Here is a 23,594-nt window from a genome sequence, read left to right as displayed (position 1 = left end):
GTCCCCACGATCCGACCCGAAGGAAAGGGGCACCCGGCTGCGAACGTTCACGCCCCCACAGAGAGCGTCTTGAGGAGAACCGCGGTGGCACACAGAGAACACGACGGTTCGAAGTTCGCGGGTGCGCGTCCGCGAGACGGGGAACGTGACCGCGACACCGCGCTGGAGAACGCCTACGCGGAACAGGGTGAGCAGCCGGGTGGTCCGGGGCCCGCGTCTCCGGCCGACGACTGGTTCGGCGACGGCGGGTTCCCTCCCCCGCCCCCCTACGCGATCGGGGACATGCCGCCTCCGCCGCCCTACGCGGTGGGCGGGCATGACGCTGCGTCCCCACTTATGAACGGCCCGCACGCACCACCGGGCCAGGACCGGCCTGGCGGCCCGGGGCCCTCGGACGGCGGGGTCGGAGAGCACTACCAGCCACAGCAGCCACAGCAGGCGGTCGGGCCGGAGACGGCTCAACCGCCTGCTTACGCGACACCGGAGTCCGGGTACGTGCCGCCCTGGGACCCGGCGCCGCACGCGGGCGACCCCGCCGCTCCGGCCGCGCCCGCGCAGCCGGCCCCTCCCGTGCACGGGCCGCGACCGCAGCCGGAGGGCGACCGCCCCTGGCCCGGCGGCCCCGCACCCCAGCCTCCGTCGGATACGCCGCAGACGTGGCCGGGAGAGCCCCGCACGCCCTCGGCATGGCCGGAGCACGCCGCGCCGCCGGCACCTCCCGCGCCGCCCGGACCGTATGGCCCCGCGTCGGGCGCCCAGCAGGCGTGGCCCCAGGACGGCCACCCCGCACCGGACTGGTCGCAGGCCGCCGCACCTCCGTACCCGGCGCCCCAGGCGCCGGCGGGGCCGCCGCAGGCGTGGCAGGCGCCCGCGCCTCCCGAGGCCCCTGCCTTCCCCGACCCCCGGCACCCCGAGGTCCGGCACTCCGGAGGGCAGCAGCCCGCGCCGGAGCCCGAGTCCGACCCGGGCGCGTGGGGGCCACCGGTCCCCCCGACGACGCCCCACTCGGGCCCCGCCGGGGGCGCCGATCCCACGGGCGCTCCCCCGGCGTTCCCGGACGAGCAGCCGGAGGCGGCCGGCTACGCGCCGTTCGACGACGTGCCCGAGCCCGAGCCGCTGCCCCCGCTGGAGTCGGCCCCCGCCGAGTACGCGTCAGCGGGAGGACCGCACGACCTCGCGGCCGACGAGGAGCCGACGCCGGACCGGTCGGTCGCGGAGACGACGGCCGAGGGACCGTCCGTCGACCCCATGGCCGACCCCACCGTCGACCCCACCGTCGACCCTGCACTCGACGCTGCCGCCGTCCCCGCCGAGGAGGCCCCGCAGGGGGCACCCCTGCCGTCGGAGGAGCGGACCGACCAGGTGGGTCAGGAGTCCGCGTCGCCCGTCGAGCCCACGGACCCCACGGACCCCACCGAGCCCACCGAGCCCACCGAGGCGGACGCCCACGCCCCGGCTCCCCAGGGGTCGCCGAGCGGACCGCAGGTGCCGCCGCACCTCCCCAACGGTCAGTCCGCCCCGAGTCAGCAGGCCCCGCACGGCCCGGAGCAGCCCCAGCCTTACCCGCCCTATCCCGGCCCGCAGCAGCACCCGCACCCCCCGCAGCCGGGGCCGCCCCCGGGACACGGGTACACGGGTCCGCAGCAGCCGTACCCCGCGCAGCCGCACACCGGTCCGCAAGCGCCGGGGCCGCACCCGCAGGGGCCACCGCCCCAGGCGCCGTACCCGGGCCGGCAGGGCCGCCCCGGCCCGCACGCGCCGCCTGGGCCGGGAGGCCACCCGCACACCGGACCCCAGCAGCCGGGGCCCTCCTCGGCCGGGCCGCCCCAGGGCTACGCGACCGGCGGCCAGGTGCCCATGGGGCCGAACGCACCCTGGGGGCCGCAGCAGCAGGGACCTCCCGGATTTCCCGGACCTCCTGGAGCTCCCGGAGCCCACGGTCCGCAGACCTCCGCCATGCCCCACCCGGACGCCGCACATCCCTTCCAGTACCGCGCCCACATCGTGGGAGACGGCGAGGGGCAGCAGGGCGCCGGCGAGACGTCCGACATGCTCGACGCCGACTCGCTGGTGCGCAACCGCCCCAAGCCCCAGGCCAAGGGGTGGCGCAAGGTCGTGCAGTCGGCGACGTTCGGCCTGGTGAACCCCGGTGAGTCCGCAAACGAGGTGCGGCGCCGCGAACTCACCGCCCGTGCCACCACGCACGTCGCGGGCGGGCACCACCGGGTGGCGGTGCTCAGCCTCAAGGGCGGGGTCGGCAAGACCACGACGACGGTCGCGCTCGGCTCCATGCTGGCCTCGCTGCGCGGCGACCGCGTCCTGGCGGTCGACGCCAACCCGGACCGCGGCACGCTCTCGGACAAGGTGCGGCTGCAGACCGCGGCGACCATCCGCGACCTGTTGAACGAGCGGGACACGATCCGGCGCTACGCCGACATCCGCGGCTTCACCTCGCAGGCGGCGAGCCGCCTGGAGATCCTGGCCTCCGACCGCGACCCGGCGGTGTCGGAGGCGTTCAGCGAGGAGGACTACCGCCAGGTCACCCGGATCCTGGAGCACTACTACTCGATCTGCCTCACCGACTGCGGTACCGGGCTGCTCCACTCGGCCATGCGCGGGGTGCTGGGCCTGGCCGACCAGGTGGTGCTGGTCAGCTCGGCGTCGGTCGACGGCGCGCGCAGCGCCAGCGCCACCCTCGACTGGCTGGAGGCGCACGAGTACGGCTACCTGGTCCGGGGCGCGGTCGTCGTGCTGTCCATGGTGCGCACCGACGGTAAGAGCACCATCGACCTGGACCGGCTGGAGCAGCACTTCGCCAGCCGCTGCCGCGCGGTGGTCCGCGTCCCGTGGGACCCCCACCTGGAAGAGGGCGCCGAGGTCGACCTCGACCGCCTCCACCCGTCCACCCGCGACGCCTACCTCCAACTCGCCGCCACCGTCGGCGAGGCCTTCGCCTGGCCGCGCTAGGCGCCGACGGACGACCGGAACGCCCACGCCCACGCCCGCTCTCCCGAAGCCCGGGGAGCGGGCGCCGGCGTGTATGCCCAGGATCCCGTCCGCCCGGCCTCCGCCGGAGCCCGGCGCCGCCGGCCGGGGCGCGGGCCGGTCGAGGCATCCTCCAGCGAAAATCGAGGAGAGCCGCGCACGCTCGATCCGAATCCGCGGGTGTTCGAAAAGGGCGGCCGCGGCACGGTGGGAGGCGGATACCGTGACACAGCTGCTCAGCGTCCTCGCGCTCCTCGGCACAGGTGTGGTGATGGGGGGCTTCTTCGCAGTCGCGATCACCATCGTCCCCGCCCTCAACGCGATGCCGCCGGACCGGTATGTCTACACCCACGATCTTCTCGGACGCTATTCCGACCGGGTCATGCCGTTCCTCGTGCTCGGATCGGCCGTGCTCGGTATCGCCCTCGCCGTGAGCACGGCCGGTACGGCCCGCTGGTCCTTCGCGCTCGCAGCCGCCTGCATGGCCGGCGTCATGGTGGTTTCGCGGACCAGGAATGTGCCGCTCAACAGGCAGGTCAAGCGGCTTCGTCCGGAAGACATCGGCCCGGACTGGAACGATCCGCGCACCAGATTGCGCGACTGGCATCTGGTTCGGACCGTATTCGCATTCGCGGGATGCACATTGGCCGCTGTCGGAGCGGTACTGGCGTGATTTCGCGAGTGGAAGGGCGATACCGCGCGTCGTAGAACTCCGGGCCGCCGGTTCGACCTCGAAGAACCATGGCGCGAGCTATGGCGCGATCCGGCGTGTTCTGCTTATTCTGGAATTGCCGGTAGACGGCACAAGCGGGGGTGGAGTGAAACGGGGGACTTTCGGTGCGGATAACCTGAGGAGCTTCGGAGCATCTATCTGTCATTCTCTGGGGTCGGGTTCCCCGTTCCTGCGCGCTGTGGTGGCCGATGTATCGGAACTGTCGTGGATCGCGGGAAAGGACGACATGAAGATTTCTCTGCTGGGGTCATTCCGCGTATTTTCCGGCGGCACTGATATTACCCCCGGGGCGCCGAAACTGAGACAAGTGCTCGCTCTTTTGGCGCTGAACGTCGATTCATCGGTCAGTGTCGACCAGCTCTACAGCGAGCTGTGGGCGGACCGGCCGCCGGTCAGCGCGCAGACCACTCTCCAGACCTACATCTGCCAGCTGAGACGCAGCCTCGGGCTGTCCACCGGGAGGAACACCGGTCGGGGCGGCCCCGGCAGTGCGACCGATGCGTCACCGGCGCTGCTCACCCGGGTCGGAGGGTACGAACTGCGCCTCCCCGACCGGCTGGCCATCGACGCCTACGAGTTCGAGCACCTGGCCCGGCAGGCCAGGGCCCAGTGCCGTGCCGGCCACGTCGCCGCGGCATCCGCCACCTACCGGCAGGCACTGGACCGCTGGCGCGGGAGCCCCCTGGTGGATGTGATCCGCGGCGAGCGGCTTTCGGCCTGGTCCGTCCGCCTGGAGCAGCAGCACCAGAGCGTGCTGGAGCAGCGCTTCGAGATCGAGCTCCGGCTCGGCCATGAGCGGGCGATCCTCGACGGCCTGTCGGCCGCGGTCGACGCCCATCCCATGCACGAGGGCCTCGCCGGGCAGCTCATGCGGGCCTTCCAACGATGCGGTCGCCGCCCGGAAGCACTGGAGGTCTTCCGAGTGCTGCGCGACCGGCTCGTCACCGAGCTCGGCATCGAGCCGTCGGCGGCGCTGCAGCAACTGCACAAGGACGTGCTGGTCGACCCAGGAGAGGCGGCGTCCGTCCCGAGGGGAGGCGAACCCGCGGCGGCCCCGCCGGCCCGGGCGTGCTCGGCCCCCGGGCCATGCCTGCTGCCCGCCGACACCGACGGCCTGGTCGGACGGTCGGCCGAGCTGGCCGCCGTCACCTCCTACCTGCAAGCCGGAGGGAAGGGCGGCGACGGGCTGCGCATCGCCGAGATCCACGGTCCACCGGGAGTGGGAAAGACGGCGTTGGCGGTGCGGGCGGCCTATCGCCTGCGCCGCCACTTCCCCGACGGCCAACTCTTCCTGGACATGTCGGAGGGCGGGCAGGGCGGTATCCGGTTCGCCGAGGTGCTGGCCGCCGCACTGGAGTCGTGGGGGGCTCCACGCGCGAACGTTCGCACCCGACCGGCGGATCTCGCCCTGATGTTCCGCAGCTGGACGGCAAGCCGACGCGTCCTGATCGTCGCCGACGATGTCACGGTGGTCTCCCGCCTGTCGGAGTTCCTGCCGGCCGGCACCGGTTCCGCGGTCATCGCCACCAACCGGTTCCGCGGTCGCGGCCTGGCGGCCGGGCGGAAGGTGATGGTGCCCCGGCTCTCGCTGGAGCAGATGGTGGAGCTGTACGCACATGCGGTGGGGGGCCGGCAGGCCGGCGACCGGATGGAGGCGGTCCGGCACCTGCTCGACCTGTGCGAGGGGCTCCCCCTGACCGTTCGGGCCATCGCCGGCCGGCTCGCGCTGCGCCCGGACCGGTCGGCCGAGTGGCTGCTCGACCGCCTCCTCCACGACCGGGGCCTCCTGCTCGACGTGCCCGCGGGTACCCAGTCGCTGCTGGGGACGATCGCGGCGAGTCACGGACACCTGTCCGCCCCGTCCCGGGAACTGCTCGAACGCCTGGCTCGGGACGGCCGCGTCCACTGGCAGGCGAGCGACGCGGTGCGTGGCCTCAAGAACACGTTCGCCGAGCGCCTGCTGGAAGAACTCATCGATGCCTATCTGGTGGAGGAGACGTTCACCGCGCCGGATGGACCCGATCCGGTAGCGGCATCCGAACCCGTCTACACCGTTCCTCCCCTGGTGCGGCTGGCCGTCGAACGGTTGCGGAACGACCCCGGACATGGTTCCGAATCCCTGATCGGCCATGGGTCGCAGGATATGAACCGGAAATGGCTGCTCCCCAGCGCGTGAACCACCGTGACATCCGCTGCACGTGTCCGCGGTGCGACTTCCAGGCCATTTCAAGAGAATTTTGAGCCTCCCGGCCGAAGATCGAATCACGAATAGCGGACCTGGGGGGTGCGGTGCACAGAACTCTGATCGTCGCGAGAATGAACCGCGCGGACGCGCCGAACGTCGCCGGGATATTCGCGGATTCCGACGGCTCCGATCTGCCGGCCATGATCGGAGTCCACCGGCGTACCCTGCTCGCGTTCCACGGGCTCTACTTCCACCTGGTCGAGTCCGAAAAGGACATAACGCAGGATCTCTACAAGGTGCGCGGCCATCCCCTGTACCGGGACATACACACCCGTCTCTACCGGTATATCTCACCGTTCGACCCGGACTGGAAGGAACCCCGGGACGCGATGGCGGTCCCCTTCTATTCGTGGACTCCGCACCAGGGACCGTTGATCACGCCCGTCACCGGACCGAGCTTGGGGGGAACGCCGTGACACCGACGACCGCGACCAGGATCGCCGCGGACTCGATCACACCCAACACCAGGCGGGGCGGCGACATCCGCGTCACCCTGAGCCCCAAGACCGTGGGGTCGACATCCGGCTTCGGGGGTGTGGTGCGGCTGCGCCCCGGAGAATTCGTCACCGAGCACTACCACCCCTACTCCGAGGAGTTCCTCCACGTCGTCGCGGGACGCCTGGAGATGCGGCTGAACGGCGAGCCCGTCGAGCTCGGCCCCGGCGATTCGCTGCTGGTCCCGACCGGCGTACGCCACCGGCTGGTCAACGTCGGGGACGCACCTGCGGAGGCCGTCTTCCACCTCTCCCCGCTCGCCCCCCGGCCCGAGCTCGGCCACGTCGACACCGAGCGGCCGCCGAACCCGAACGCCGCCAACCCCGACGTGGGCCGCCCGCGGTGAGCCGTCGGTCGGTCATCACCGGGGTCGGCGCCGTCGCGCCCGGCGGAATCGGCCGCGACGCCTACTGGGACCTGCTGTCGTCCGGGCGCACCGCCACCCGCGGGATCACCCTCTTCGATCCGTCCGGATTCCGGTCCCGCGTCGCGGCCGAATGCGACTTCGACCCGTCGGCGGCCGGACTCACGCCGAAGGAAGTGCGGCGCATGGACCGCGCCGCGCAGTTCGCCGTGGTGGCGGCCCGGGAAGCCGTCGCCGACAGCGGGCTGGACCCGGGCGCCCGCGACCCCTCCCGAACCGGTGTGAGCATCGGCAGCGCCGTGGGATGCACCATGAGCCTGGAGGAGGAGTACGCCGTCCTCGCCGACGACGGACGCGACTGGCTCGTCGACCACACCTACGGCGTGCCGCACCTCTACGGCTACATGGTCCCCAGCACCCTGGCCGTGGAGGTCGCCTGGCAGGTCGGCGCCGAGGGGCCGGTCGCGCTGGTCTCCACCGGCTGCACCTCGGGGCTGGACGCCATCGGCCACGGGGTCCAGCTCATCGAAGAGGGCACCGCCGACGTCGTCCTCGCCGGCGCCACCGACGCCCCACTCGCACCCATCACCTCGGCGTGCTTCGACGCCATCAAGGCGACCACACCGAACAACGCCGACCCGCGGCACGCGTCGCGGCCCTTCGACGCGCGGCGCGACGGATTCGTGCTCGGGGAGGGCGCCGCCGTCGTCGTGCTGGAGGAGGCCGCTGCGGCACGGCGCCGCGGCGCAACCGTCTACGCCGAGGTACTCGGCTTCGCCGGGCGCAGCAACGCCTACCACATGACCGGTCTCAAACCGGACGGGCGCGAGATGGCCGAGGCGATCCGGGTCGCATTGGACCGCGCCCGCCTGGATCCCGCCGCCATCGACTACATCAACGCGCACGGATCGGGAACGCAGCAGAACGACCGGCACGAGACGGCGGCCTTCAAACGCAGCCTGGGGCAGCGCGCCTACGAGGTCCCGGTCAGCTCGATCAAGTCGATGATCGGGCACTCCCTCGGCGCGATCGGGTCCCTGGAGGTCGCCGCCTGCGCCCTGGCGCTGAGACACCAGGTCGTGCCGCCCACGGCCAATCTCACGGTGCCCGACCCCGTCTGCGACCTGGACTACGTGCCGAACGAGGCACGCTCCCACCGGATGGACCGGGTACTGAGCGTCGGCAGCGGTTTCGGCGGCTTCCAGACCGCGATGGTGCTGGGCCGATTCCAGGTGAGGAGGGCGATACCGGCGTGAGCGCCACGGGGGTGCCAACGGGGCGGCGCGTGCGGGCCGTCGTGACCGGTATCGGGGTGGTGGCACCGACCGGGATCGGGGCGCGACGGCACTGGGACGCGGTCCTGGCGGGCACGAGCGGTCTCGGCCGGATCACCCGCTTCGACCCCTCCGGCTACCCGGTCCAGGTCGCCGGCGAGGTCCCGGGATTCGAGGCGCGCGACCACATCCCGGGACGGCTGATCCCGCAGACCGACCGGTTCACCCACCTCGCACTGGCCGCCGCGCAGGAAGCACTGGACGACGCCCGCGTCGACCCCGGGGCACTGCCCGAGTACGAGCTGGGGGTGGTCACCGCCAGCTCGTCCGGCGGCACCGAGTTCGGCCAGCACGAGATGGAGAACCTCTACCGGAAGGGACCCTCGTGGGTGGGCGCGTACCAGTCGATCGCCTGGTTCTACGCGGCGACGACGGGACAGGTGTCGATCCGGCACGGAATGCGCGGCCCGTGCGGCGTGCTCTGCAGCGAGCAGGCTGGCGGGCTGGACGCACTCGGCCAGGCCCGGCGGCTGCTGTCGACCGGCTCACAGCTCGTGCTCGCGGGCGGAACCGATGCCCCGCTGTGCCCCTACGGCCTCGTCGCGCAGTTGACGGCGGGCGGACTCTCGACGATCAGCGACCCCGGCGCGGCCTACCGCCCCTTCGATTCGGCGGCATCCGGATACGTCCCAGGGGAAGGCGGCGCCTTCCTCACCGTCGAGTCGGCGGATCGGCGCAGCGCCGGACACTACGGAGCGCTGCTCGGCTACGCGGCCGGGTTCGACCCGGCCCCATGGGCGGGTCGGCCACCCGTGCTGGCGTCGGTGATCCGTCGGGCACTGGCCGACGCGGAGCTCGAACCGGGTGCGGTCGGCGTCGTCTTCGCCGACGCGTTCGGCCTACCCGAGCGTGACCGCGACGAGGCCAGGGCGATCACCGAGGTCTTCGGTCCCGGCGGGGTCCCGGTGACCGCGCCGAAGACCCTGACGGGGCGGCTGTACGCCGGCGGGGCGGCGCTCGACGCCGCGACGGCCCTGCTGGCGCTCGGCAGCGGCGTCGTACCGCACACCGCCGGCGGGCTGCGGCCGACCGCGGACTGCGGGCTCGACCTGGTCCTCGACCACCCGCGGCGGATCAGGCCGCGGACCGCGCTCGTCCTGGCCCGCGGCCACGGCGGATTCACCTCCGCCCTGGTACTCGGGGCGGGCGACCGGACGATCCGGAGTGAACAGGAACCCGACGAAAGGCGAGGCGGACATGGGTCGGATCGGTGAGATCACGGTAGACGACGTGAAACGGATGCTCCTCGCGGTCGCGGGGGCCGATGAGGCGGTCGACATGGACGGCGGACAGGTGGGCGACACCACCTTCGCCGAACTCGGCTACGACTCGCTGGCCGTGCTGGAGCTCGGCAACCGCATCGAGCAGGAGTACGGCGTCCGAATCCCCGACGGTGAACTCGACAACGGCCAGACCATGCGCGACGTCGTCGCGTACGTCAACAGCGGACTGGCGGAGGGAGGCCCCTGATGGCGGCGAGAACCGACAACTCGATCGTCATCGACGCGCCGATGGACCTGGTGTGGTCGATGACCAACGACGTGGCCGAATGGCCGCGGCTGTTCACCGAGTACGCGGAGGCCAAGATCCTCGAACGCGACGGAGACACCGTGACCTTCCGGCTCGCGCTGCACCCCGACGAGAACGGCACGGTGTGGAGCTGGGTCTCCCGGCGGACCATGGACGAGGCCACCCGAACCGTTCTGGCCCACCGGGTCGAGACGGGCGTCTTCCGCTACATGAACATCCGCTGGACCTACGTCCAGGAACCGGAGGGTGTCCGCATGCGCTGGGAGCAGGACTTCGAGATGAAACCCCACGCCCCTCTCGACGACATGGCGATGAAGGCGCGCCTGGACCGCAACACGCGCGTGCAGATGCCCATCATCAAGGCCAAGGTCGAGGCCGCCGCCCGTGCCGATGGCCAGGGGAAATCCGGCACGGACGGATCGGCCTGAGGAGAGGAGGGTCGTGCTGGGCGGCCCCGCCCCGGCCACGGGCCCACCGTAGGGCGAACGCCACCCCAGGCCCCTGCCGCCCTCGTCGGTGCTGCTTTCCACCCCGGGACACCGCGTGGGTGACCGCCCACAGGGACGACCATAGGACCCCGCGCATGGCGGGCTGGTGTCAGGTGTCCTTGATCTCGCAGATGACGCCGCCGTTGGCGACGGTCTCGCCGGCGGTGACGGCCAGGCCGGTGACGGTGCCCGACTTGTGGGCGGTCAGCGGCTGCTCCATCTTCATGGCCTCGATGACCACGACCGTGTCGCCCTCGGCGACCTCCTGGCCGTCCTCGGCCACCCGCTTGATGACCGTGCCCTGCATCGGCGAGACCAGCGCATCCCCGCCCGCCGAGGCCCCGACTCGGCCGGTTCTGCCCCGTCCCCGCCTGGGCGGCTTCTTGAGGGCTCTATCCGACCCGGCGCCGAGTCCGGCGGGGAGGACGACCTCGACCCGCTTGCCCCCGACCTCCACGGTCACGGTGTCGCGCTCGGGGGCCTCGGCCTGCTCGGTCTCCCCGGTGTAGGGCTCGATGGGGGTGGTGAATTCGGTTTCGATCCACCGGGTGTGCACGCTGAACGGCGCATCGCCCTGGGGGGCGAAGGCGGGGTCCTCCACCACCGCGCGGTGGAAGGGCAGCACGGTGGGCATCCCCCCGACCTCGAACTCGCCCAGCGCGCGGCGGGAGCGCTCAAGGGCCTGGGCGCGGGTGGCGCCGGTCACGATCAGTTTGGCGACCATGGAGTCGAACGCCTGGGGGACGGTGAACCCGGCCTGGCAGCCGGTGTCCACCCGCACCCCGGGCCCGCCGGGCAGGTTCAGCGCGGTGATGGTGCCCGGGGCGGGCATGAAGCCGCGCCCGGCGTCCTCGGCGTTGATCCGGAACTCGAAGGAGTGGCCGCGGGCCGGGGGGTCGGTGTAGCCCAGCTCCTCGCCGTCGGCGATGCGGAACATCTCGCGGACCAGGTCGATGCCGGTGACCTCCTCGGTGACCGGGTGCTCGACCTGCAGGCGGGTGTTGACCTCCAGGAAGGAGACGGTGCCGTCGGCCCCGACCAGGAACTCGCACGTGCCCGCCCCCACATACCCGGCTTCGCGCAGGATGGCTTTGGAGGAGGTGTGGAGCAGCTCGGTCTGCTCCGGCGACAAGAACGGCGCGGGGGCCTCTTCGACGAGTTTCTGGTGGCGGCGCTGCAGGGAGCAGTCGCGGGTGGAGACCACTACCACGTTGCCGTGGGCATCGGCCAGGCACTGGGTCTCCACGTGGCGGGGCCGGTCCAGGTAGCGCTCCACGAAGCACTCCCCGCGGCCGAAGGCGGTGGTGGCCTCGCGCACCGCCGACTCGAAGGCGTCGGGCACCTCGTCCAGGGTGCGGGCGACCTTGAGTCCGCGCCCGCCGCCGCCGAAGGCGGCCTTGATCGCGATCGGCAGCCCGTGGGTGCGGGCGAAGGCGAGGGCCTCGTCGGCGTCGGCGACGGGGTCGGGGGTGCCGGCGACCAGGGGGGCGCCGACCTTCTGGGCGATGTGGCGGGCCTGGACCTTGTCGCCCAGGGCGGTGATGGCCGCGGGCGGGGGGCCGATCCAGGTGAGTCCGGCGTCGATGACGGCTTGGGCGAAGTCGGCGTTCTCGGCGAGGAACCCGTAGCCGGGGTGGAGGGCGTCGGCGCCGGTGCGTTGGGCGATGGTGAGGATTTTGGTGATGTCGAGGTAGCTGTCGGCGGGGGTGGTTCCGCCGAGGGCGTGGGCTTGGTCGGCGGTGGTGGTGTGCAGGGCGTCGAGGTCGGGTTCGGCGTAGACGGCGACGCTGGTGAGTCCGGCGTCTTTGCAGGCGCGGGCGATCCGCACCGCGATCTCGCCGCGGTTGGCGATCAGAACTTTACGCACGGGAGGCTGGTTCCCTTTCGATCCTGAGCGTGAAAGTCCGATGCGACCGGCCGAGCAGGGGGTTTCCGGCCCGTTCCCTGCTTTCCGCTCTGTCCGTCGGCTGCTGTGCCACGGGGAGTCAGAATGCCCCGGCTTTCTACAGCTGCTCTCGAACGCTCCTGGAACCACCTCGGGTGAGTCTCGGAAAGGCCTTGACCGGGTGGTCGTATGGACCGATGTGCGGCGACGCGGCCTTGGGGGCGAGGCGCGTCGGAGGCCTGCGCGGATGCCGCCTGTCGGCCGCCTCAGGCGGCGGCCGCCGACCGGGCGGGGGCGCGAAAGACCTGTCGGTGGTGCCAGTCGATGCGTTCGACCTCGACATCCGGGACTCCGGGTTGCGGAAGGGCGACCGGGCGGCCGTGGAGCGCCAGGACCAGTTCCTCGGCGCTGCGACCGGTGCCGGTGAACCGTTGCGAGACCGCGATCGAGCGCTCGCCGGTGAGTCCGAGGACTCCGCGGTCGAACAGCTTGTGGTGGAGCGAGCAAAGGCTCAGCCCGTTGCCGGGGTGGTCGGGGCCGTCGAAGGCCCACCACTGCACGTGTGCTGCCTCCAGCGCGACCGTGCTCCTGTCGAGTCGGCCGTCGAAGCCGCAGAACGCACAGCGGTGGCCGTAGGCATCGAGGACTTCCTCCCGAAACGCCGGGTCCCGGGACCGGACCGTTCGCCGAACTCCCGCAGCTCCCGGTTCGGCCGCGCCGGGGCTCACTCCGGCGAGCATGCAGATGTCGGCGTGCAGTGAGGGCTCGAAGTTGGCCTCCAGCAGCGACCGCGCGATGCGCCCCAGCAGAGGCGGGTCGTTCCCCAGCGCATTCACGAGCTCTGGAGCCAACCGCCCTCGGGCATCGCACTCCCGCAGCCGCGTGACGTACGGCCCGGGGGATCCGTGGGCGTAGGCGGTGTCCACGATCCACAGGCCGTCGGTGGTCAGGTGGTGAAACGGGTAGGCGGGGGTCGTCTCCTTCGGCGGCCCGAACTCCTCAAGGAGCCGCGACAGGTGCCCTTCGGCGGTGCGGTAGGCGATCGGCTCATCCCCGCGCGCTTGGAACCGGCCGAGCGCATACAGGATCAGCAACGGCTTGTGCGGAGCCCGGTACCCGTTCCGCGACCACCGCCTGATCCCGGCGATCCGCTCGACCCAATCCACAGCGGGAGTCTACGACCCCCACCGCAACGGGCATCCGCTGCCGAGCACGGCACCGGCCACCACGGTCGGCCCCGCTCTCGAACCGTGGACGCCACGCTCCTCGTGAAGTGAGCTAGCATCTGTTCCGGTGTCTCAAGGCACCACCAGGAGGGTTCGCATAGCGGCCGAGTGCGGCGGTCTTGAAAAGCGCTGCTCAAGCGACGTCCGGCGCGAGGAAAGCCGCAGCGGAAGCCCGTTTGACCTGCGGGTTTTTGGCCCGCCTTCTGCTCTTCGGTGAGCCATGAGAGCGGGGAACCCCGCGTCGGAAACAGAACGGAAACACCGGGCCGATCTCGCTTATCACGTTCCTTGAAGCACGTCAAGACCCTTCAGCTCCGGGAACCGGACGGCAGGAGCCATCAGGGGCAGTCGTCTGCGGCTGACATGTGCGCGACGCCGTTGGTTTTCGAGAATCGCCCATGTCACGCGGTGGCTGTGGTCAACTTGAGGGATGGCGCGCCGGTTTCCGCCTCTCAGTTCCTGGCAGCTTGAGGTCCTGAAATGGATCAGCGACGGCTGCCCTGAGGGCGTCATGAAGGGCTTCACCTACAAGGCCACCGCCATTGCCTTGCAGGGTCGGCGTCTTGTGGTGGTCAGCAAGCGCAGAGGTTCGTGGTCTGCGTCGGTGACCGATGACGGTAGGTACTACCTGGAGCACGGCACCTACCCCCAACGCGAAGGCCCAGCCTCAGATGAGGTCGAATCGCAGGACGCGACGGTCCGCGCGGTGCGGAGGACCGCCGCCAAGAAGCCTCGGGCGGTCAAGACCCGCCATGTGGAGATTCGGGAGACCTTTATGCGATACCGCGTGATGGTGACTCGGGTACAGGTGGCCGAACGCTACGTTCGCGCCGCGGACGAAGAGGACGCGGCCAAGAGGGTGCAGGCGGAGTTCGACCGCCCCTACGGGTATTTCGGCTCATGGAAGACGACTAATTCCGAGGTGGAGGTCATCGAGGCCGAACAGACAACGGTGATCAAGCCGAACCCGCTGTCGAAGGAGGGGCCGCTCCTACTCAGTATCAAAGACGCTGGCAAGGCCCTGGGCCTGTCGTACTCAACAGTCACCGAGCTCGTGAACCGTTGGGAGATCGAGCATGTCTTGATCGGATCGAGAAAATACATCTCCCGTGAGGCGCTGATGAAGTTTATCGAACAGAACACCCACCGGGGGTACCACCGTTAAGGCCCTTATCTCCTTCTGGTGGTGTCGTGCCTGGCATCATCCGTCGTCACTGAGCAAAGTGCGGCTATCGCTGGCAGCTGCGAGTCCCTGACGCTCTTTTCCTACGGGGTGCCGCCCCTTGGGTCTGTAAACACAACGGCTCTGTCTCCATTCCGGTGGTGACGTAGGGCATCGTCCTGTCACGCTCGGCTATGCGTGACGTCATAGAGCTTGTACAGACCCTCTTCTCCGGCCTGTCCCCCCTGGCCATCGAGAACATAGACAGCGACGAGGCAGCGATCCGGCTTCGCGCCCGCCCCCGAGGAACCGGCCCCCTGCCCGGTATGCGGTGCCCGCTCGGCCAAAGTGCACGCCTTCCACCAACGCACCGTGGCCGACACACCCCTCGACACCCGCAACGTGCTCGCCGTCGTCAGGGTCCGTCGCCTGGTGTGCCCCACCCCCACCTGCCACCGGCAGACCTTCCGAGAACAGCTGCCCGGCGTCCTGGCCCGCTACCAGCGGCGTACGCCCCGACTGGCCGCCCGGATCGGCGCGGTGGTGCGCGAGCTGGCCGGCCAGGCGCGAGAGTACTGTCGGCCCCGGCCACACGGATCTCGAAGAACACCGCGCTTCGGGCGCTGATGCGCCTGCCCCTGCCGCAACGCCCCGTGCCGCGCGTGCTGAGGGTAGACGACTTCGCCCTGCGCAAGGGGCGCCGATACGCCACCGTGCTCACCGACGCCGTGACCAACGCGCGCATCGACGTCCCGCCCGACCGCAGCGCCGACACCCTCCGGCAATGGCTACTCGACCACCCCGGGGTCCAGACCGTGCTGCGCGACGGGTCCGCCCCTCCAAACGGCATGCCAAGAGCCTGACCGCTTTCGAACGCACGACTGGGTGGCGCTACTCGATCACCGCCACCAACATCGGCCGGATGCGGGGCATCCCCGGCTCCCACCAGCGCCAGTTCCTCGACGTGCTGCACCACGACCACGCCGAGGTCGAGGACCGGGTGCGCACCAACAAGGCGATGGGCCTGCACCGGCTGGCGTCGGCATCCTGGGAGGTCAATTGCGGTTGGGTGCTGGCCGCGAACACCGCCTGCGACCTGGACGCCTGGCTGTGCCTTCTCGCCCTGCACGACCACGACGCACTCGCCGGGGCCGGGCCCGACACCATGCGGCTACGCCTCTGTCACCTGCCAGCCCGGCTGGCCCGCCACACCCGACGCCGCTTCCTGCGGTTGGAGCGCACCTGGCTCTGGGCGGAGGTGTTCGCCGCCTGCTGGAGCAGACTCAGCGTCCTGCCCGCCGTCGGCTGACGGCGGGCAGGACTCAAGGAGGAAATGGAGAGGAGGAGAAGCCTGGCACCGGGCGCGTGGAGCCCGGCGCACCCCGCAGTGTCACGCGACGGCCCGCCCTCCACCGGCCGAGGACATAACGGGTGAAACGCCGGACCGATCAATGGCCCCACCCCACTGAAGAATCGAGGTTGAGCCTTCAACCACTGGATCGCAGATCAGTAGCACGTATGCCGCTGTATGACGCGACTCTTGGTGCACCGGCGGCTGAGCATTTTCGTGTCCTGGGATGCTATTTCTCGGTTGCGTGCTGCCCATCCCGCTGGCGTGAAGTGGGCGCACGCTGGGATGACGATGCGCAGCGGATCCTTTAGTGGTTCCACGGTCCTTGTGGAAAGGTGTCAGTTGTGCCACGATCATGCAAAATTCAGTCAAAATTACCGCAATGAGAGGAAATTGTAGGTTGGACATAGATAGTGTGTGGGTTTGTCCTGTCAGGAGAGAGGATCAAATTCGGCGGGGTGTGACGTGTGGCCACCAATCGCCAATGTGAGGGGAGAGATTAAAGCCATACTGCGCTGTCGCGCCAGGCGGTCGTGCATGCATCTGTGTCCTGTGATCAGCGAGCGTCCTTTGGTGCTGGGAGTCCTATGTGAGCGTGAGCGCCTTGGATCGGGAAAGAATGGAATTTCGAGTCCTAGGTCCGGTTGAGATCGTTAAAGATGAGAGGACGCTGCCACTCAATGGTGCCAAGCCGAAGACGGTCGCGGCGGCATTGCTTCTAGCCGATGGCCGTGTTCTATCGAGTAATCGTCTGAAGGCTCTGCTCTGGGGGCATAGTCCGCCGGCCACAGTAAGTGCTCAGATCCATACCCAGGTATCCAGGCTTCGTAAGCTCGTCGAGCCCTGCGCCCATATTGTGCGAAGGGACTCTGGCTACCTCCTGCAAGCCAACGTGATCACGTCTGATCTGGGCGAGTTCGAACGACTGGCAGCCATCGGATATGATGACCTGAAGCGAGGGTGCTACGATGCAGCATCGGCTCGTCTTTCCGAAGCTTTGGCCCTCTGGAGGGGTACCGCACTTACCGGTGCCACGGAGTTCCTCGCCGATGCCGAGCAGCCCAGGTTCACCGAGTTCAAGATGGCCGCGCTCGAGGGCCGGGTGGAGGCGGACCTGGCGCTGGGGAAACACGATCAGCTCGTGTTGGAGTTAAACGACCTCGTCGAACGGTTCCCCCTGCGCGAGCGCATACGTGCCCAGTTGATGACAGCGCTCTACTGCTGCGGTCGACAGGCGGATGCGCTGGAAGTGTACCGCCGAGGGCGCGAGCTGCTTGCTGAACATCTCGGGGTAGACCCGAGCGCCATGCTAAACAACGTCTTCCAGTCCATACTCAACGGCGAGCTTACGCTCGAAGTCCCCGGGGCGCCGACGCGGAAACTGAATGTAACATCGCGGACGGCGGAGCGTCCGGCATTGCTTCCTCCCGACCTCGCCGATTTCACCGGCCGTGAGTCCCACCTCCGCAGGCTCTTCGCCGAAATGCGATCAGAGGGAAGGGGGCCTCTGGCGATTTCCGGGATGGTCGGAACTGGAAAGAGTTCGCTGGCCGTTCATCTGGCGAATCAATGCCTCCCGGACTTCCCTGACGGCCACCTGTACGTCAACATGAAGGGGGGCGATGATCTATTCCAGGTCCTTGGGAAGTTCATCGAGGCCTTGGGATTGGACGGCGAGCTGCCACAGTCGCTGGAGGAAAGGACGCAGCTATACCGCGCCAAACTCGCGGACCGAAGGATGCTGATCCTAATTGACAATGCCCAAAACGAGAGCCAGGCTCGGATGCTGCTGCCCAGTATAGGGCGGGCGCGCGGCATCGTGACCAGCCGAGTGCGGCTCGCTGTCCTGGATGGCGCCCGACGTGTCGATCTCGGTCCATTCGAACGCGCTGAGGCTCTCGAACTGCTGGGTAAGGTCATCGGCCCTGGTCGGGTCGGTGCGGAAACCGTGGCTGCGGAACGCTTGGTCGAGCTTTGTGAGCATCTCCCACTGGCAGTCCGGATAGCGGCCGCCCGCCTGGCCGCTCGCCCCCACTGGTCACTAGCCCGGTTGCTGCGCCGAATGTCCGATGGTTCGCAGAGCCGCCTTGATGAGTTGCGCATCTCTAATCTGGACCTGAGGGCCGCCCTGAAGCAGAACTACGACCCGCTGCCAGCTACGAAGAAGGCGGCCCTGCAGCGCCTCGCGCTGTTGGGAACGTACACCATTCCTGTCTGGGCGGCGGCTGCGGCTCTGAACGTCCCGGAACGTGAAGCGGAAGACTTGCTGGAGGAACTAGTCGACGCGCGCGTGATCAGCGTCGGTGGGCCTGACCGGGAGGGAAGGTTCCGCTACCGTCTGCCTGAGCTGTTCTTGCTCCTTCTCATGGAGCAAGGGGAGCGGGAGTACGCGAAGGCCGAGCAGACCGCTGTGCACACCCGTGTTCTGCAGACTTGCGTTTCGCGCATGCGGGTTGCGGGCGTGGGCGAGCGGCGGGCACTCGCCACCCTCACAGGCGCCGGGCCCCCGATCCCGAGTGATGCGCTCCCGACTGCGGAGCCTACCAGCGACAACGGCGAGGGTCTCTCCTTCGCGTCCGTGCAGCGATGGATGGCGGAGTCGTCGTCCCGGATCTCGACGAGCCGCCTCGCTTCGCTGTGGGAGTTCTGCCTTCAGATCGCGGCCTACATCGACGGGCAGGGGATCTAGATGTACTGGTCACTGAGGTCGATAACACCAGCCCCGACTGATACACAAGAGGCCCTCCGGGATCGCTCCGGATGTCTCACGTCCCACCACCCGGAAGGCCCTCGGTGCCCCCACGCTACCCACATCGAAGCCAAACTGACCCCCCGGCCGCCTGTCTCTCGCCCGCTGCGTGGTCGCCGACCAGTGGCCGCTTCGCCGAGTAGCCGGACGCTTCCAGGTCAGCCACACCATCGCCCGGCGCTGTCCCGTGCCGGGTTTAGTGGAGACTTCCGACTGACGCGTCAGCCTCTGCTGACACGTGTTTGTGCTGGTAGAAGTCTGATTCGAACTCCGCTGGCGGGACCAGCCCGATCTCTCCGTGCAGGCTGCGGTTGAACCAGTCGATGTACTCGGCCACCGCGATCGCCAACTCATCGAAGCTCGTCCACGGGCCCCGATTGCGAATGAGCTCGGCCTTGAACAGCGAGTGGAACACTTCGGCCAGCGCGTTGTCGTAGGAATCGCCGATGCTGCAGACCAAGGTCACCGCCGTCGACGACCACTCCCGTCTCGCCTACACGGAGAACCTCGCCGATGAGAAGAAAGAGACCGCCGCCGGGTTCTGGGAACGCGCCCGCGCCTACATCGCGTCGGTCGGGATCACGGTGGAGCGGGTGCTGACCGACAACGGGTCCTGCTACAAGTCCCGCCTATGGCGCGATCTGCTCGCCGCCCAGAAGATCAAGCACAAGCGCACCCGCCCGTACCGGCCCCAGACCAACGGCAAGGTCGAGCGCTTCAAGTGCGCCACGAGGCGCACGGTCGTATCCCCGGCGCAGCCGGGAGGAACTCGAAGGGAGGTTCCTGGGTTCGATGGCTGACCTGATGCCGAAAGGCTTATAGGGACCAGAGCATGCCAGTTAACCAGGGGCCGGGCCCAGGCGTTGGGGGCGGTGCTCTGGGGGACCCGCGTGACATGGCGAAAGCTGGATTGCCTGAATCCCAATCTCCAGAAGATGGAAGTTCACATCCGCCGGAAAGACGCCTGAAACCGGCGCCGGCCCTGCCGCTGAGGGTTGGAGCAAGGCGGCACCCTTCGGGGCCAGGAGCGATGCCCAGTGAGGGCATTCAAGGAGATGAGTGGGACGCCTACATCACGCTGGCACGTACGACCGTGACGAACGTGGGATCGCCTACCGGGCGCGAGCCCCAGGGCGACGGAGGCCCCGTAGTAGTCGCCGGAGTCACGCCCGGACAAGGAGGGCGGGAAAGCCGCCTGCACGGGCGAAGGGGGCCAGGTGATCGGACACCCCGGGAATCGGGAGGTATGCGTAATGCAGAGCGCCGAAACGGTGCTGGGTGTCCTGCGTGAGCGCGGCGGGCGGGGCCTGCCGTGTGAGGAACTGTATCGATAGATGTTCAACCCGCAGTTGTATCTGCTGGCCTATGGGCGCATCTACGCCAACAGCGGAGCGATGACGCCGGGGGCCACGCAGGAGACCGTGGACGGCATGTCCCTGCGCACGATCGAGCGGATCATTGCGGCAATGCGCCAGGAGCGCTACCGGTTCCGCCCGGTGCGCAGGGTGCACATCCCCAAGAAGGACGGGAAGACGCGCCCGCTGGGCATGCCGACCTGGTCGGACAAACTCGTCGGTGAAGTGGTGCGGCTGTTGTTGGAGGCCTACTACGAGCCGGTGTTCTCCGACCGCTCCCACGGGTTTCGGCCCGGGAAGGGCTGCCACACCGCCTTGCGGGAGGTGGCCAACACCTGGACCGGGACCACCTGGTTCGTCGAGTGCGACATCGCCGACTGCTTCGGGTCATTCGACCACGATGTGATGATCGCGATCCTGTCGGAGAAGATCCACGACAACCGGTTCCTGCGGCTGGTGCGGAACATGCTGACGGCCGGATACCTGGAGGACTTCAGGTGGGGTGCGACCCTCAGCGGGGTTCCCCAAGGCGGAATCGCCTCGCCTGTACTGTCCAACATCTACCTGCACAAGCTGGACGTCTTCATCGAGACAGTGCTGATCCCGGAATTCACCCGGGGCAGGCTCCGGGCACGCAACCCGGAGTACCGCAAGACCGAGCAGGAGATCGTCCGGGCCCGCCGCCGAGGCGACCGCGCCCAGGTGCGATCCCTCTACCGGCAGCTGCATAGCCTGCCCAGCCAGGATCCCCGTGACCCGGGCTACCGCAGGCTGCGCTACTGCAGATACGCCGATGACAGCCTGCTCGGGTTCGCCGGGCCTAAAGCCGAAGCCGAGCAGATCAAACAGCGTCTGAGGCGGTTCCTGCGCGAGGACCTCAAGCTGGAACTCTCCGAAGACAAGACGCTGGTCACCCATGCCCGCAGCCAGCGGGCCAGGTTCCTCGGCTATGAGATCTCGGTCGCCAGCCGCAACCGCAGAACACGGCGCCCCTCCGCGACCGACCGGCGCAACCGCCGGTCGCTGAACGGGACCATCGTCCTGCACGTGCCTGCGTCCGTGGTCAAGGCCAAGTCCGCTCCGTACTTGTCGCGCGGCCAACCCGCACGCCGGAACCCGATGGTCAACGATCACGACTACAGCATCGTTGCCCGCTACGGGGCCGAGTACCGGGGCATCGTCCAGTACTACCTCCTCGCCAGCGACGTCTTCCGGCTGCACCGGCTGCGCTGTGGCTATGACGGTGTGAAATGGCCCCACCAGGACGACTTGAACTGGCCCCACCCCGGGGCCACTTCGGACCGTCATGACGCCCTGATTCGGCCCCGCGATGACGGCTCGAACTGGCCCCACCCCTCGACTACCTCATCGCGGCCTGCTGCTGGCGGGCCTTGGTATGCGCCAGCCGGTAGGAATCACTGCCGGTCTCCACGATCGTGCCGTTGAAGGTCAACCGGTCGATGATCGCCGCGCAAAGACGGGGATCGGTGAACGTCTTGCCCCACCCGCCGAACGACTCATTCGATGCGATCGCGACGCTGTTCTTCTCCTCGCGCTCGGTCAGCACCTGGAACAACATCTCGGCTCCCCGGCGATCAAGCTCGAGATACCCCAGCTCATCGATGCAGAGAAGATCCACCCGTCCATAGCGGGCGATGGTCTTGGTCAGCTGCTTGTCATCGGCGGCCTCGACCAGCTCGTTGACCAGCTTCGCGGCCAGGGTGTACTTGACCCGGAAGCCCGCCATCGCCGCCGCGGTGCCCAACGCGATCAGCAGATGGGACTTACCGGTCCCCGAATCGCCGATCAGGCAGAGCGGCTCTCCCCGCCGGATCCAGTCGCAGGTGGCCAGATTGTTGACCACCGCCGGGGTGACGTTGGGATTGGCGTCGTAGTCGAAGTCGCGCAGCGACTTCTCCCGAGGGAACTTCGCCGCCCGGATCCGCCGCTCGGAGCGTCGGCGGTCCCGGTCGTCGCACTGGGCCATCAGAAGCTCGGCCAAGAACCCCCGGTAGGACAAGTGGTCGCGCTCGGCCCGATCGGCGAGTTCGGAGAACTGCGCGCGCATCGTGGGCAGGCGAAGCGCCCGGCAAGCCGAATCGATCGCGGCATCAGAAGCCGGCTCGGTCAGGGAATGGCGGCGGTTCACGGCGTCTCCTTCCGGGCGTGGCGCAGCAGATCGTCCCAGCTCTCCAACCGGGGCGGAGGCCGGGTGTCATCGGGAAGATGGGATCGACGGTGCATGGTCAGGCTGGTGACCTGCTGGCCTTCGGGTTCCGGTGGCAGGCTGGGGGCAGGGCCGTGAGCACTGACGTGTGAGGTGCCCCGAGGTTTCCGGACAGGGACCCAATAAGATGGTCCCGTAAGGAAACGAGGGGAAGAATTGAGCAGGGCAAGCAAGTACTCGCCGGAGTTCCGCGAGGAAGCAGTACGAATCGCGATCGAGTCCGGGCGTCCGATCGCGCATGTCGCCAAGGAACTCGGTGTCAACTCCGAAACCCTGCGCACGTGGGTCAAACGCCATCAAGAGAGCCGCGCCCCCGAAGAACCCGGACTCGACCTGAGCGAGCGCGCCCGCCTCCGGGAACTCGAACGGATCAACCGCGAACAGGCCAAAGAAATCGAGTTTCTAAAAAAAGCGGCCGCGTACTTCGCGAAGGATCGTCCGTAAGCGACAAATACGAGTTCATCGAGACCATGCGTTTCGATGACACCGCGAAGTACGCCTTCACCGTCGACTTCATGTGCTCCCGCCTCGACGTGTCCCGATCGGGGTACTACGAATGGCGAGCCCGACCGGAATCAGCAACCCATCAGCGGCGAGAACACCTGAAACTCCTCATCGAAAAGGCCTTCGACGACTCCGAGGGAACCTACGGCCACCGGCGGGTGCATGCCCAGCTCCAGCGCTGGGATGTGCAGGCCGGCCCCGAGCTGGTGCGCCTGCTCATGCGACAGATGGGCCTGGAGCCCTGCCAACCGCGCCCTGCCCGCGGGTGCCTGACCGACCCCGACGGCACCGCCGACATCCCCGACCTGGTCCAGCGCGACTTCACCGCCCCGGCGCCCGGTATGAAACTCGTCGGTGATGTCACTTACATTCCTACGTGGGAAGGGTGGCTGTACCTGGCGACCGTGATCGACTGCTGCACCAAGGAAGTCATCGGATACGCGATGGGCGACCACTACCGCACCCCGCTCATCATCCAAGCGCTGAAGAACGCTCAGCGAAACGGAAAGGTATCCGCAGGCGCAATCTTCCACTCTGATCGTGGCAGCAACTACACTTCACGGGGTTTCGGCGAATTCCTCGCCGAACACGGATTCCAGCGCTCGGTCGGCCGAACCGGGATCTGCTACGACAATGCCCTGGCCGAGTCGTTCTTCGGTGCGCTGAAGAACGAGCGGGTGAACCGCATGGTGTATCCCACTCGTGAAGGCGCCCGGCGCGACATCACTTGCTATATCGAGCACTGGTACAATCATAGGCGCCTGCACTCCGCACTGGGATACAACACGCCCGCGGAGGTATACGCAGCCCATCAGGAGATGCGATTGGCCGCGTGAAATAGCCGGTTCAACCCTGTCCGGCAACAGCGGGACCCCTCACACACCCGACCACCTATGATCCCGTCCACGCTGAACGAATCCAGATAACCAGGTCTCCAGCAAAGCGGGGGGAACCTCACCAC

18 protein-coding genes and 2 pseudogenes are annotated in these 23,594 nt (G+C 68.7%); 16 read left to right on the top strand and 4 right to left on the bottom strand.

The features are described from left to right. Nucleotides 1–84: 84 nt before the first annotated feature. From HNR23_RS27805 to HNR23_RS21660, 9 genes are all read left to right on the top strand, one after another. The gene (locus HNR23_RS27805) at nt 85–2,967 is read left to right on the top strand and encodes a nucleotide-binding protein (protein WP_343070653.1); all 2,883 of its coding nucleotides are present in this window, start codon (nt 85–87) and stop codon (nt 2,965–2,967) included. A 241-nt stretch (nt 2,968–3,208) separates the two neighbouring features. Then, on the top strand, nt 3,209–3,658 hold the full coding sequence (locus HNR23_RS21695) for an anthrone oxygenase family protein (protein WP_184078228.1): 450 nt from the start codon (nt 3,209–3,211) through the stop codon (nt 3,656–3,658). A 286-nt stretch (nt 3,659–3,944) separates the two neighbouring features. Then, complete coding sequence (locus tag HNR23_RS21690; RefSeq protein WP_246421824.1) at nt 3,945–5,894, top strand: AfsR/SARP family transcriptional regulator; 1,950 nt, start codon at nt 3,945–3,947, stop codon at nt 5,892–5,894. 113 nt (nt 5,895–6,007) lie between these two features. Beyond that, nucleotides 6,008–6,379, top strand: coding sequence for a TcmI family type II polyketide cyclase (locus HNR23_RS21685; protein WP_184078224.1), 372 nt, complete (start codon nt 6,008–6,010; stop codon nt 6,377–6,379). Then, a complete protein-coding gene (locus tag HNR23_RS21680; protein ID WP_184078221.1) occupies nt 6,376–6,804 on the top strand; it encodes a cupin domain-containing protein in 429 nt (142 codons plus the stop codon). The genes HNR23_RS21685 and HNR23_RS21680 overlap by 4 nt, the downstream gene beginning before the upstream one ends. After that, nucleotides 6,801–8,078 carry a beta-ketoacyl-ACP synthase II gene (locus tag HNR23_RS21675; protein WP_184078219.1) on the top strand — a complete coding sequence of 426 codons (1,278 nt, stop codon included), beginning with the start codon at nt 6,801–6,803 and terminating at the stop codon, nt 8,076–8,078. Before HNR23_RS21680 ends, HNR23_RS21675 begins: the two co-directional genes overlap by 4 nt. Beyond that, entirely contained in the window at nt 8,075–9,370 is a 1,296-nt protein-coding gene (locus tag HNR23_RS21670) for a beta-ketoacyl synthase N-terminal-like domain-containing protein (protein WP_184078217.1), read from the top strand. Before HNR23_RS21675 ends, HNR23_RS21670 begins: the two co-directional genes overlap by 4 nt. 25 nt (nt 9,371–9,395) lie before the next feature. Next, nucleotides 9,396–9,626: an acyl carrier protein gene (locus HNR23_RS21665; protein WP_246422450.1), complete on the top strand. Its 231-nt coding sequence runs from the start codon at nt 9,396–9,398 to the stop codon at nt 9,624–9,626. Then, nucleotides 9,626–10,114: an SRPBCC family protein gene (locus HNR23_RS21660; protein WP_184078213.1), complete on the top strand. Its 489-nt coding sequence runs from the start codon at nt 9,626–9,628 to the stop codon at nt 10,112–10,114. The genes HNR23_RS21665 and HNR23_RS21660 overlap by 1 nt, the downstream gene beginning before the upstream one ends. Before the next feature lie 169 nt (nt 10,115–10,283). Here HNR23_RS21660 and HNR23_RS21655 read toward each other — a convergent pair whose 3' ends face one another. Continuing rightward, nucleotides 10,284–12,041: an ATP-binding protein gene (locus HNR23_RS21655; protein ID WP_184078211.1), complete on the bottom strand. Its 1,758-nt coding sequence runs from the start codon at nt 12,039–12,041 to the stop codon at nt 10,284–10,286. Between the two features lie 284 nt (nt 12,042–12,325). Then, nucleotides 12,326–13,225, bottom strand: a complete 900-nt coding sequence (locus HNR23_RS21650) for a phosphorothioated DNA-binding restriction endonuclease (protein WP_184078209.1) — start codon at nt 13,223–13,225, stop codon at nt 12,326–12,328. A gap of 490 nt (nt 13,226–13,715) precedes the next feature. Between HNR23_RS21650 and HNR23_RS21645 the strand changes: the two genes are divergently transcribed. From HNR23_RS21645 to HNR23_RS21625, 4 genes and pseudogenes are all read left to right on the top strand, one after another. Beyond that, nucleotides 13,716–14,450: a helix-turn-helix domain-containing protein gene (locus tag HNR23_RS21645; protein WP_184078207.1), complete on the top strand. Its 735-nt coding sequence runs from the start codon at nt 13,716–13,718 to the stop codon at nt 14,448–14,450. A gap of 191 nt (nt 14,451–14,641) precedes the next feature. Further along, nucleotides 14,642–15,283: pseudogene (locus HNR23_RS27700) on the top strand (transposase family protein); the annotation flags it as partial. An 86-nt stretch (nt 15,284–15,369) separates the two neighbouring features. Further along, complete coding sequence (locus tag HNR23_RS21630; protein WP_221308204.1) at nt 15,370–15,756, top strand: transposase; 387 nt, start codon at nt 15,370–15,372, stop codon at nt 15,754–15,756. Between the two features lie 934 nt (nt 15,757–16,690). Continuing rightward, a complete protein-coding gene (locus HNR23_RS21625) occupies nt 16,691–18,487 on the top strand; it encodes a BTAD domain-containing putative transcriptional regulator (protein ID WP_184078201.1) in 1,797 nt (598 codons plus the stop codon). Nucleotides 18,488–18,743: 256 nt separating this feature from the next. Here the strand turns inward: HNR23_RS21625 and HNR23_RS21620 are convergent, their stop codons facing one another. Further along, the gene (locus HNR23_RS21620) at nt 18,744–19,007 is read right to left on the bottom strand and encodes an IS3 family transposase (protein WP_184078199.1); all 264 of its coding nucleotides are present in this window, start codon (nt 19,005–19,007) and stop codon (nt 18,744–18,746) included. A gap of 4 nt (nt 19,008–19,011) precedes the next feature. Here HNR23_RS21620 and HNR23_RS21615 point away from each other — a divergent pair. Beyond that, nucleotides 19,012–19,266: pseudogene (locus tag HNR23_RS21615) on the top strand (DDE-type integrase/transposase/recombinase); the annotation flags it as partial. A 615-nt stretch (nt 19,267–19,881) separates the two neighbouring features. Next, nucleotides 19,882–21,348 carry a reverse transcriptase/maturase family protein gene (locus tag HNR23_RS21610; protein WP_221308203.1) on the top strand — a complete coding sequence of 489 codons (1,467 nt, stop codon included), beginning with the start codon at nt 19,882–19,884 and terminating at the stop codon, nt 21,346–21,348. Here the strand turns inward: HNR23_RS21610 and istB are convergent. After that, a complete protein-coding gene (gene istB, locus HNR23_RS21605; RefSeq protein WP_184078197.1) occupies nt 21,263–22,051 on the bottom strand; it encodes an IS21-like element helper ATPase IstB in 789 nt (262 codons plus the stop codon). The genes HNR23_RS21610 and istB overlap by 86 nt on opposite strands. Nucleotides 22,052–22,285: 234 nt before the next feature. Between istB and HNR23_RS21600 the strand changes: the two genes are divergently transcribed. Next, a protein-coding gene (locus HNR23_RS21600; protein WP_246421823.1) for an IS3 family transposase occupies nt 22,286–23,469 on the top strand; the annotation gives its coding sequence in 2 pieces (ribosomal slippage) (nt 22,286–22,532 and nt 22,532–23,469; 1,185 coding nt in all). Nucleotides 23,470–23,594 lie beyond the last annotated feature (125 nt).

It is taken from the genome of Nocardiopsis mwathae (assembly GCF_014201195.1).
Lineage (GTDB): Bacteria > Actinomycetota > Actinomycetes > Streptosporangiales > Streptosporangiaceae > Nocardiopsis_C > Nocardiopsis_C mwathae.
Note: the sequence above shows the minus strand (reverse complement) of the source record. Positions and strands in the feature narration are given on the sequence as shown.